This is a genomic window from Mycobacterium sp. TH-M25 (assembly GCF_057473665.1).
Genome location: NZ_JBYCLA010000165.1, coordinates 1 through 11159 on the forward strand (window position 1 = coordinate 1; position 11159 = coordinate 11159).

The 11159-nt window shown below is 64.3% G+C and carries 10 protein-coding genes and 1 pseudogene; 8 read left to right on the forward strand and 3 right to left on the reverse strand.

Features of this window, described 5'->3' with window-relative positions; all coding sequences use genetic code 11:
• Positions 1–84: 84 nt before the first annotated feature.
• The 7 genes from AC2VOU_RS05650 (at position 85) to clpC1 (ending at position 8041) form a co-directional block, all read left to right on the forward strand.
• On the forward strand, positions 85–990 hold the full coding sequence (locus AC2VOU_RS05650; protein WP_486956485.1) for a Rossmann-like and DUF2520 domain-containing protein: 906 nt from the start codon (positions 85–87) through the stop codon (positions 988–990).
• On the forward strand, positions 987–1988 hold the full coding sequence (gene panC / locus AC2VOU_RS05655) for a pantoate--beta-alanine ligase (protein ID WP_486956486.1): 1002 nt from the start codon (positions 987–989) through the stop codon (positions 1986–1988). The genes AC2VOU_RS05650 and panC overlap by 4 nt, the downstream gene beginning before the upstream one ends.
• Positions 1988–2395 carry an aspartate 1-decarboxylase gene (gene panD, locus AC2VOU_RS05660; RefSeq protein WP_486956491.1) on the forward strand — a complete coding sequence of 136 codons (408 nt, stop codon included), beginning with the start codon at positions 1988–1990 and terminating at the stop codon, positions 2393–2395. The genes panC and panD overlap by 1 nt, the downstream gene beginning before the upstream one ends.
• Before the next feature lie 13 nt (positions 2396–2408).
• Positions 2409–3233, forward strand: a complete 825-nt coding sequence (locus AC2VOU_RS05665; RefSeq protein ID WP_486956492.1) for a type III pantothenate kinase — start codon at positions 2409–2411, stop codon at positions 3231–3233.
• Positions 3234–3280: 47 nt separating this feature from the next.
• Positions 3281–4789, forward strand: coding sequence for a lysine--tRNA ligase (gene lysS, locus AC2VOU_RS05670; RefSeq protein WP_486956487.1), 1509 nt, complete (start codon positions 3281–3283; stop codon positions 4787–4789).
• Between the two features lie 118 nt (positions 4790–4907).
• Positions 4908–5246: a histone-like nucleoid-structuring protein Lsr2 gene (gene lsr2, locus AC2VOU_RS05675; RefSeq protein ID WP_486940070.1), complete on the forward strand. Its 339-nt coding sequence runs from the start codon at positions 4908–4910 to the stop codon at positions 5244–5246.
• A gap of 248 nt (positions 5247–5494) precedes the next feature.
• On the forward strand, positions 5495–8041 hold the full coding sequence (clpC1, locus tag AC2VOU_RS05680; RefSeq protein ID WP_486956488.1) for an ATP-dependent protease ATP-binding subunit ClpC: 2547 nt from the start codon (positions 5495–5497) through the stop codon (positions 8039–8041).
• A gap of 461 nt (positions 8042–8502) precedes the next feature.
• Here the strand turns inward: clpC1 and AC2VOU_RS05685 are convergent, their stop codons facing one another.
• Together AC2VOU_RS05685 and mhuD are read right to left on the reverse strand one after the other, a co-directional pair.
• A complete protein-coding gene (locus AC2VOU_RS05685; protein ID WP_486956489.1) occupies positions 8503–9855 on the reverse strand; it encodes a Cpe/LpqF family protein in 1353 nt (450 codons plus the stop codon).
• On the reverse strand, positions 9836–10147 hold the full coding sequence (gene mhuD, locus AC2VOU_RS05690) for a mycobilin-forming heme oxygenase MhuD (protein WP_486940067.1): 312 nt from the start codon (positions 10145–10147) through the stop codon (positions 9836–9838). Before mhuD ends, AC2VOU_RS05685 begins: the two co-directional genes overlap by 20 nt.
• Before the next feature lie 55 nt (positions 10148–10202).
• On the opposite strand from mhuD, the gene AC2VOU_RS05695 reads away from it, so the two are divergent.
• A complete protein-coding gene (locus AC2VOU_RS05695; RefSeq protein WP_486956490.1) occupies positions 10203–10955 on the forward strand; it encodes an alpha/beta fold hydrolase in 753 nt (250 codons plus the stop codon).
• Here the strand turns inward: AC2VOU_RS05695 and AC2VOU_RS05700 are convergent.
• Positions 10952–11159: pseudogene (locus tag AC2VOU_RS05700) on the reverse strand (A/G-specific adenine glycosylase); the annotation flags it as partial. The gene AC2VOU_RS05695 and the pseudogene AC2VOU_RS05700 sit on opposite strands and share 4 nt — an antisense overlap.

Below are 11159 nucleotides of genomic sequence, written 5' to 3' on the forward strand. Positions count from 1 at the left end.
TGTCGCGGTACAGTCGTGGCGGCCGTCCGGTACCCGCAGCGCGGGACTGGAACGAATCAAAAGGACTTGTGAGGGTCGTCTGCGATGGTGCAGTTCGACGGATTGCGCCCGGCTCGGCTTAAGGTGGGGGTCATCTCCGCCGGCCGGGTGGGAACCGCGTTAGGTGTGGCGCTTGAACGCGTCGACCACGTCGTGGTGGCCTGCAGCGCGGTATCCCGCGCCTCCCGGCAGCGCGCCGAGCGCCGGCTGGCCGATACCCCGATAGCGTCGGTGCCTGACGTCGCCGGCAGCGCCGAATTGCTGCTGTTGGCCGTGCCGGACACCGAGTTGCCGGGCCTGGTCTCTGGTCTGGCCGCCACCTCCGCCGTGCGGCCGGGCACCATCGTCGTGCACACCTCGGGCGTCAACGGCATCGATGTGCTGGCGCCGCTGCACGGTTGCATTCCGCTGGCCATTCATCCGGCGATGACGTTCACTGGTTCTGACGAGGACATCTCTCGCTTGCCGGACACCTGCTTCGGGATCACCGCCAACGACGAGGTTGGCTACGCGATCGCGCAATCACTGGTGCTCGAGATCGGCGGCGAGCCGTTCCGTGTGCCCGAGCAGGCGCGCACGCTTTATCACGCCGCATTGGCCCACGCCGGCAATCACATCGTCACCGTGGTCACCGATGCGCTGGATGCGCTTCGGGCCGCGGTGTCGGGCACCGAACTGCTCGGCCAGCAGCTCGTCGACGATCAGCCCGGCGGGATCGCTGAGCGCATCCTCGGACCGCTAGCCCGCGCGGCCTTGGAGAACGCCCTGCAGCGTGGGCAGGCGGCACTGACCGGCCCGATCGCCCGCGGTGACGCCGGTGTGGTCGCCGGGCACCTGCACGCGCTGCGCAACATCGATCCGCAACTGGCACAGGCATACCGGGCGAATGCGATCCGTACCGCCGAGAAGGTGCATGCCCCCGAAGAGGTGCTCGAGGTGCTGGCCCGATGAGCGTTCAGCGGCCCCCGACGTTCAACGCCGGCGAACTCAACGTCTACAGCACCCCCAGCGACGTCCGTGACGTCAGCCGGGCGCTGCGGCACACCGGCCGACGAGTGATGTTGGTGCCGACCATGGGTGCTCTGCACGACGGACACATCGCGCTGGTGCGAGCCGCCAAACGTGTGCCCGGCTCGGTGGTCGTGGTCTCGATCTTTGTGAACCCACTGCAATTCGGCGAGAGCGAGGATCTCGACGCCTACCCACGGGTCGTGCAGGCAGACCTGGATGCGCTACGCGGTGAAGGGGTTGAGATCGCCTTCACCCCAGGCGCTTCGGCGGTGTATCCGGAAGGTCCGCGCACCACGGTGTCTCCCGGCCCGCTCGGTGGCGAGCTTGAGGGCGCTGCCCGTCCCAGTCATTTCGCGGGTGTGCTGACCGTGGTCTGCAAGCTGATGCAGATTGTCTCGCCTGACCGAATCTTCTTCGGCGAAAAAGATTATCAGCAGCTGGTGCTCATTCGGCAGATGGTGGCCGATCTCAATATCGACATTCAAGTTGTCGGTGTGCCCATCGTGCGCGAGACCGACGGCTTGGCGATGTCGTCACGCAACCGCTACCTCGACGCGCCGCAGCGTGAGCTGGCCAGCCTGCTGTCGGCCGCGCTGTTGGCCGGCTGCCATGCCGCACCGGGCGGCGCGGGCGCTGCGCTGGAAGCGGCCCGCTCGGTGCTCGCCGCGGTGCCCGCCATTGACGTTGACTACCTCGAAGTGCGCGACGACGTGCTGGGGCCGGCTCCCGTGACCGGGCCTGGCCGTTTACTGGTTGCGGCCCGGCTGGGCAAGACCAGACTGCTCGACAACGTCGCCGTCGAAATCGGAACCACCGTAGGCGTCGACGGGCGAGTGCCCGCGGCGTCCGTCGAATCCCGCCCTGCGACGATGCGGGCCGTCCAGCGGCTCGAGGAGAAGCGCGGCGATCAGCCCCTCGAATCACATTGGAGGAATTGATGTTACGGACAATGCTCAAGTCGAAGATCCACCGGGCCACCGTCACGCAGGCTGACCTCCACTACGTCGGCTCGGTGACGATCGACGCCGACCTGATGGAGGCCGCCGACCTACTTGAGGGCGAACAGGTGACCATCGTCGACATCGACAACGGTTCGCGGCTGGTCACCTATGCGATCACCGGGCAGCGCGGCAGCGGTGTGATCGGGATCAACGGCGCGGCAGCGCATCTCGTGCATCCCGGCGACCTGGTGATCCTGATCGCTTACGCCCAGCTGGGGGACGCCGAGGCCCGTGCGTACCAACCCAGGATCGTTTTCGTCGACGCCGATAACAAAGTGGTCGACCTGGGCAACGACCCGGCGTTCGTGCCGGCTGATGCCGGCGAGCTGGTCTCACCGCGATGAAGGCCTAGTCGCCGTGCTGCTGGCCATCGACGTCCGCAACACCCACACCGTCATCGGATTGCTGTCCGGTGCCAAGGAGCACGCAAAGGTTGTGCACCAGTGGAGGATTCGGACCGAATCCGAGATCACCGCTGATGAGCTCGCGCTAACCATCGACGGGCTGATCGGTGACGACTCCGATCAGCTCACCGGCGCATCTGCGCTGTCGACCGTGCCTTCGGTGTTGCACGAGGTTCGCCTGATGCTCGAACAGTATTGGCCGACCGTGCCGCACGTGCTGATCGAACCCGGAGTTAGGACCGGCATTCCGCTGCTGGTCGATAACCCCAAAGAAGTCGGTGCTGATCGAATTGTCAATTGCCTTGCGGCTTTTCAGAAGTACAACTCAGCCGCCATCGTGATCGACTTCGGCTCGTCGATATGTGTCGACGTGGTGTCGGCCAAGGGCGAATTCCTGGGTGGCGCGATAGCGCCGGGTATCCAGGTTTCTTCCGATGCTGCCGCGGCCCGCTCGGCGGCTCTGCGGCGGGTCGAGCTGGCCCGGCCGCGTTCGGTGATCGGCAAGAACACCGTCGAATGCATGCAAGCCGGTGCGGTGTTCGGCTTCGCAGGTCTGGTGGACGGACTGGTCGGCCGGATCCGCAACGACGTCGACGGTTTTTCCGCTGGCCCAGACAATCAGGTCACTGTTGTAGCTACGGGTCACACGGCGCCGCTGCTGCTGGCCGAGTTGCACTCCGTGGACCACTACGACCAGCACCTGACGTTGCACGGGCTGCGACTGGTCTTCGAGCGCAACCGAGACAGCCAGCGCGGTCGGCTCAAGACCGCCCGCTGAGCGCCGGCGAACACCGGCAGCGCGTCCCTCCTTTAAGCTGGCACGTCGTGAGCGACGGCGATCAGGATCCTCAGGATCTCCCCGAGCAGTTCCGGATACGCCGGGACAAGCGTGAGCGGCTGGCGGCCGAGGGCCGCGATCCCTACCCGGTCAACGTCTCGCGAACCCACACCCTGGCGCAGGTTCGGGCCGCATATCCGGACCTGCCGGCCGATTCGATCACCGGCGACATTGTCGGGGTGGCCGGGCGGGTGGTGTTCGCCCGTAACTCTGGCAAGCTGTGCTTTGCCAGCCTCCAGGAAGGCGACGGCACCCAACTGCAGGTCATGCTCAGCCTCGCTAGCGTCGGGCAGCAAGCTCTCGACCAATGGAAGGCCGACGTCGACATCGGCGACATCGTCTCGGTTCACGGTGAGGTGATCAGCTCGCGACGCGGTGAACTTTCCGTGCTCGGCGATAGCTGGCAGATGGCTTCCAAGGCGTTGCGTCCGCTGCCGGTGGCGCACAAAGAGATGAGTGAGGAGTCTCGGGTACGGCAGCGCTATGTCGACCTGATTGTGCGGCCGGAGGCACGAACGGTTGCTCGCCAGCGAATTGCGGTCATCCGCGCATTGCGTAACGCGCTCGAGCAGCGCGGCTTTTTAGAAGTCGAGACGCCGATCTTGCAGACGCTGGCTGGGGGTGCGGCGGCCCGTCCGTTCGTCACACACTCCAATGCGCTCGATATCGATCTCTACCTGCGGATCGCGCCAGAGCTGTTCCTGAAGCGCTGCGTCGTCGGTGGTTTCGACAAGGTCTTCGAACTAAATCGGGTGTTCCGAAACGAAGGCGCCGATTCCACACATTCGCCGGAATTTTCGATGTTGGAGACCTATCAAGCGTACGGAACGTATGAAGATTCTGCTGTCGTAACCCGCGAGCTTATTCAACAGGTGGCTGACGAGGCGATCGGTACGCGGCAACTCCCGCTGCCGGACGGCAGCGTCTATGACATCGATGGACAATGGGCTTCGGTGGAAATGTATCCCTCGCTATCAGCGGCTCTTGGCGAAGAGATCACGCCAAACACCGATGTCGATCGCTTGCTTGCAATCGCTGCGTCACTTGACGTCGAGGTCCCGACTGACCGGGGCTACGGGCACGGCAAGTTGATCGAGGAACTTTGGGAACACGCCGTCGGCTCGACGCTGACAGCGCCCACGTTCGTCAAGGATTTTCCGGTCGAGACAACGCCATTGACGCGTCAACACCGCAGCATAGTCGGGGTAACGGAGAAGTGGGACCTTTATATCCGCGGGTTCGAGCTGGCCACAGGATACTCAGAATTGATCGATCCGGTGGTGCAACGTGAGAGATTCGCTGCGCAAGCCCGGGCGGCGGCCGCCGGCGACGACGAGGCAATGATGCTTGACGAGGATTTCCTTGTTGCGCTGGAGCACGCGATGCCGCCGTGCACCGGAACCGGAATGGGCATCGACCGTCTGCTGATGGCCTTGACCGGGCTGTCAATTAGAGAGACGGTATTGTTTCCTATTGTGCGTCCGCATAGTAACTGAGCAGTTCTGTGGGGCTGTATTGAATTACTCGTCAGGATATGGCAGATTATCCGACGGGGCGGTCCGAACACCTGTCTTGCATGGCAAGTGTCTGAGAAGAAAGCGTGAGGCTCAGCCAATGGCGAAGAAAGTGACCGTCACCCTTGTGGACGATTTCGACGGCGAAGGCGCTGCCGATGAAACCGTCGAATTCGGGCTTGACGGCGTGACCTACGAGATTGACCTTTCGGCCAAGAATGCGACGAAACTCCGTAACGACCTGCGGCAGTGGGTGGAAGCCTCTCGACGGGTGGGAGGCCGCCGGCGCGGCCGCTCGAGCAACGGTCGGGGTCGCGGCGCCATTGATCGCGAGCAGAGCGCGGCAATCCGTGACTGGGCTCGGCGTAATGGACACAATGTGTCGACCCGCGGTCGTATCCCGGCGGAGGTCATCGACGCATTTCACGCGGCGACCTGATCGGGGCGCGGCTGGCCGCGCTTTCGCTGCTGGCGAAGCGACCTTTACTCAACGCGGGAAACGATTCGCCGTTTTCCCGCGTTGCTTCGTTGTAACTGCGCTGTAGCCGGGAACTCCCACATGGCGTGGCGATCGCCAGGTAGGAAGCCCGGCCGGTCGACCACTACAGTGGACGGCAGGTACGCGGTGTCGGCGCAGAAGCCGACAAAGACGAAGTACCGATGGTGAGGAAGAGCAGGTAACCGCCAATGTTCGAACGTTTTACCGACCGTGCCCGCAGGGTGGTCGTCCTGGCGCAAGAAGAGGCCCGGATGCTCAACCACAACTACATCGGCACCGAGCACATTCTGCTGGGCCTCATTCACGAGGGCGAAGGCGTAGCGGCCAAGTCGCTGGAATCGCTGGGTATCTCGCTCGAGGGTGTCCGCAGCCAGGTCGAGGAGATCATCGGCCAAGGCCAGCAGGCCCCGTCGGGGCACATCCCGTTCACCCCGCGCGCCAAGAAGGTTCTGGAGCTGAGCCTGCGCGAGGCGCTCCAGCTCGGCCACAACTACATCGGCACCGAGCACATTCTGCTCGGGCTGATCCGTGAGGGCGAAGGCGTGGCGGCCCAGGTGCTGGTCAAGCTCGGCGCCGAGCTGACCCGGGTGCGTCAACAGGTCATCCAGCTGCTCAGCGGCTACCAGGGTAAGGAGACCGCGGAGGCCGGGACCGGTGGCCGCGGCGGCGAGACCGGTAGCCCGTCGACGTCGTTGGTGCTGGACCAGTTCGGCCGCAACCTGACGGCGGCGGCCATGGAGGGCAAGCTCGACCCGGTGATCGGTCGCGAGAAGGAAATCGAGCGGGTCATGCAGGTGCTGTCCCGGCGCACCAAGAACAACCCGGTGCTGATCGGTGAGCCCGGCGTCGGCAAGACCGCCGTCGTCGAGGGCCTGGCGCAGGCGATCGTGCACGGGGAGGTCCCCGAGACGCTGAAGGACAAGCAGCTCTACACCTTGGACCTGGGTTCGCTGGTGGCGGGCAGCCGTTACCGCGGTGACTTCGAGGAACGCCTGAAGAAGGTGCTCAAGGAGATCAACACCCGTGGCGACATCATCCTGTTCATCGACGAGCTGCACACGCTGGTCGGTGCCGGGGCGGCCGAAGGTGCCATCGACGCGGCGTCGATCCTCAAGCCGAAGCTGGCGCGCGGTGAGCTGCAGACCATTGGTGCGACGACGCTCGACGAGTACCGCAAGTACATCGAGAAAGACGCCGCCCTGGAGCGGCGGTTCCAGCCGGTGCAGGTCGGCGAGCCCACGGTGGAGCACACCATCGAGATCCTCAAGGGTCTGCGCGACCGCTACGAGGCGCACCACCGGGTGTCGATCACCGACGGCGCGGTGACCGCTGCCGCTACGCTGGCCGATCGCTACATCAACGACAGGTTCTTGCCGGACAAGGCCATCGACCTGATCGACGAGGCCGGTGCCCGGATGCGGATCCGCCGGATGACCGCCCCGCCAGACCTGCGCGAGTTCGACGCGAAGATCGCCGACGCGCGCCGCGAGAAGGAGTCCGCGATTGACGCCCAGGACTTCGAGAAGGCGGCCAGCCTGCGCGATCGGGAAAAGCAGTTGGTTGCCCAGCGCGCTGAGCGTGAAAAGCAGTGGCGCTCAGGCGATCTCGATGTTGTCGCGGAAGTCGATGAAAACGAGATTGCCGAGGTGCTCGGGAACTGGACCGGCATCCCGGTGTTCAAGCTCACCGAGGCCGAGACCACCCGGCTGCTACGGATGGAAGACGAGATCCACAAGCGGATCATCGGGCAAGAAGACGCGGTCAAGGCTGTCTCGAAGGCGATCCGTCGTACCCGCGCCGGGCTGAAGGATCCCAAGCGGCCGTCCGGCTCGTTCATCTTCGCCGGCCCGTCCGGTGTCGGTAAGACCGAGCTGTCCAAGGCGCTGGCCAACTTCCTGTTCGGCGACGACGACGCGCTCATCCAGATCGACATGGGCGAGTTCCACGACCGATTCACCGCGTCGCGGTTGTTCGGTGCCCCGCCGGGATACGTCGGCTACGAAGAGGGCGGCCAGCTCACCGAAAAGGTGCGGCGCAAGCCGTTCTCGGTGGTGCTGTTCGACGAGATCGAGAAGGCGCACCAAGAGATCTACAACAGCCTGTTGCAGGTGCTCGAGGACGGTCGTCTCACCGACGGGCAGGGCCGCACGGTCGACTTCAAGAACACCGTGTTGATCTTCACCTCGAACCTGGGTACGTCCGACATCAGCAAGGCGGTTGGGCTCGGCTTCACCCAGGGGGGCGGTGAGAACAACTACGAGCGGATGAAGCAGAAGGTCAACGACGAGCTGAAGAAACACTTCCGCCCGGAGTTCCTGAACCGTATCGACGACATCATCGTCTTCCACCAGCTGACCAAGGAAGAGATCATCGAGATGGTCGATTTGATGATCGCGCGGGTGGGTAAGCAGCTCAAGGCCAAGGACATGTCCATGGAGCTCACCGACAAGGCCAAGGCGTTGCTGGCCAAGCGCGGCTTCGATCCGGTGCTGGGCGCTCGCCCGCTGCGCCGGACGATTCAGCGGGAGATCGAGGACCAGCTGTCCGAGAAGATCCTCTTCGACGAGGTCGGCCCGGGTCAGATCGTCACCGTCGACGTCGACAACTGGGACGGCGAAGGATCCGGCGAGGATGCGGTGTTCACCTTCCACGGAGTCCACAAGCCTGCCGAGCCGGATCTGGCGAGTTCCGCCGCGCATGCCGCCGTTGTCACCGGAACGACGACGACGCAGTAGTTCATCTCGAAAAGACCGGCCGGCGCGCAACGCGCTGACCGGTCTTTTCGCCTATTCAGCGGCGTCTGCCACGTGGTAACGCGCTTCGACGTCGGCCAGCTGCGGAGTAAGTGATCGCACCGATCCAGGTGGTTATCGGGTCGTCCAAGCCAGATCGTTGTGCAGTATCGCCAGCAGTTCGATCGATCCGACCAGCAGTGCCGCTGCAATGGACAAGGACAGGTGAGTCTTTTATGTCTGCCCTCCTGGCGTCGAGTGTGCACTGACGGCTTCGAGTGTGCGCCAGGGGCGGCAGTTTCGCGATTTTCCCGCCCACGATGCACACTCGAAGCCCAGGATGCACACTCGATGCACGTGGCGCACACCTGACCCGAAAACACCCGCATCAGGAGGTGGTTACGGTCAGGTTGTAGAGGATCTTTCGCGCCGGCTGCATAAAGGCCCAGTCGTAGGCCCGCCTGTCAGCGGTAGTTGAGCAGCAAGGCGAACACCTGCTTGGCAACCTGCAGCATCCAGCCGGTGATGGCCGGGCCGTGGTCGCGCGGCCAGTTCAGCTGGAAGCTCACTACCCAAGGCTGACGGGCTTTGTCAACGGCGTACCAACTGAAGGTCAGATCACCCGGCAAGCCACCAGCTTTCGCGGCAATGTAGGGCCAGTCGTTGCGATCGAGGTTCACCCCGGTGGAGACGTCGAGGATCTTTTTGACCGGTTCGGCCGGGCCCACGGCACCCGCCTGCAGCGCGACGTGCACCCGGCAGATGTCTTCGGCGGTGCCGTACCACTCCGCGCCGGACTGTGACGCCGGCACATGTGCGCGGAACGGATCGGGTTGATACGTGGCTGCATCGGCGCGGTGAAGCATCTCGGCGCGGGCTTCGGGCGTGGCGTACTTCCACTGCTCGCGCAGGTCTGGGCGGCCCCAGGCGATCGTGAACAGTTCGTACATCGTCGGGAACGGCGTCATCGCGGCCGGATCGTGATGGCCGGTGTTGACCAGAGCCCGGTCCACAGCCTGCGGCCCGACCTTCTCGATCAGCATGTCGGTCGCCATGTTGTCGCTGGTCGCAATCATTTTCTCAGCCGCGGTGCGAACCGAGATCTGTTCTCCCACAGGAAGATCCATGCTCGAACCGACGGCTTTACCCTTCTCGGTGACCGTCAACTGATCTTCCCAGGAGACCGTCCCGGCCTTGATGGCGTCGGAAACGGCATCAAGCACATATAACTTGAAGATCGACGCCAACGGTAGTGGCAAGTCGGTGTTGGCGCCGGCCACCCTTTCGCATCGACCGTCAACGACTTTGGTGGCCTGCCACGAATAGCGGGCCTCGGTTTTGCGCAGCACCGCGTCGACGTCGCTCCACGACGCGATCTTTGGTGGCAAAGTGGTGAGGTCGAACCCGTCCACCATGGAGTCGTCATTGGTGTGGATCCGAATCTCTTGCTGCGCGCCGTAAGACGTGGTCAGCTTCAGGGTTGCCGCACCTGCTTTGATGTCGACTCCGTGCAGCGTGAACGGCCGGTCCCACCAAAGCTTCTCCATCATGGACTGGATTTGGGTGGCCATCTTCGGGGCCGCCATGGTGCCGACCCCGACCGGGCCGATCGGCCAGTCAGAGTTCAGCATGTCCAGCGTCTGTTGCGCGCGCAGTCCAGCCGGTGTGCGCATGTCGATGCTGCGGCCGACGCCGGTCGCGTTCGCTGATGGTGGTCGCGGCGGAGCGCAACCCGGGGTTGAAGCGGCGACGAGCGCGATGGCGGCCAGCAGTACCGCGATCCGGCGCCGACGGGGCTTACTGGCCAGATCCGGCAACGTCTAACACAACCTCGAATTCCAGCAGTGACGCACCGGTGGCTACGGGGTTGGCCCGCTGGCCGGCGTGAGCCTCGATCGCGGGACCGGTCGCCCACGCCTGAAAGGCTTCTTCGGATTCCCACTGCGTCACCACGAAGTACCGGTCTTCACCCTTGACAGGGCGGAGCAGCTGAAAGCCCAGGAAACCCGGCGAGTTCTCGACTGCGTGCGCGCGGTGGGCGAACCGTTTCTCCAGTTCGGGACCCGCCTCGGCGGGTACCTCGATTGCGTTGATCTTCACCACTGGCATTGCGTAAGGTTACCGCGCGGCCCACGGCCGGCGTTAAGCGCGCAAAGATGGATGAATGGCCGCTGATCTGCTGACCCATCGTGGCGGGCACGGTCAACCGGTCGTGCTGGTGCACGGCCTGATGGGTCGTGGTAGCACCTGGTCGCGGCAACTGCCGTGGCTGACTCGGCTCGGCACCGTCTACACCTACGACGCGCCCTGGCACCGCGGTCGCGACGTCGACGATCCGTATCCGATCAGCACTGAACGTTTCGTGGCGGACCTCGCCGACGCCTTAGCTGCGCTGGGCACCGCGGTACGGCTGATCGGGCACTCGATGGGCGGTCTGCACTCCTGGTGTCTGGCCGCCGAGCGGCCGGAACTTGTCTCCGCGCTGGTGGTCGAGGACATGGCGCCGGATTTCCGCGGCCGCACCACCGGTCCGTGGGAACCGTGGCTGCATAGCTTGCCGGTCGAATTCGATTCCGCGCAACAGGTATTCGCGGAGTTTGGTGATATCGCCGGCCGGTACTTCCTGGAAGCCTTCGACCGAACTGAAACTGGCTGGCGGCTGCATGGGCATACGTCGCGGTGGATCGAAATCGCCGCGGAGTGGGGAACTCGCGATTACTGGGCGCAATGGCAGGCGGTTCGGTCACCCACGTTGCTCATCGAAGCCGGCACCTCGGTGGCCCCGGCCGGTCAAATGCCGGCCATGAGCGAGAATGGCTATCGCGCAGAATATTTGCGGGTTCCCAACGCCGGGCACCTGGTTCACGACGATGCGCCGCAGGCATACCGTGTGGCAGTGACGTCGTTTCTCGTTTAGCCTTCTTCGCCGGCCAACGCGTATCGTCCGTCGCTGGTCTTGGCCACCAGGCCGTCGGCCAGTATGGACTCCAGCGCGCGGTCGCGCTGCACGGTCTCACGCAGCCACACGACGTCGAGCTCGTCGCGGGGGACCGGTAAGTAGTTGCCGCGCAACACGTCCAGCAAGCGGCCGCGCACCTGACGGTCGGTCCCGGCATAGCCC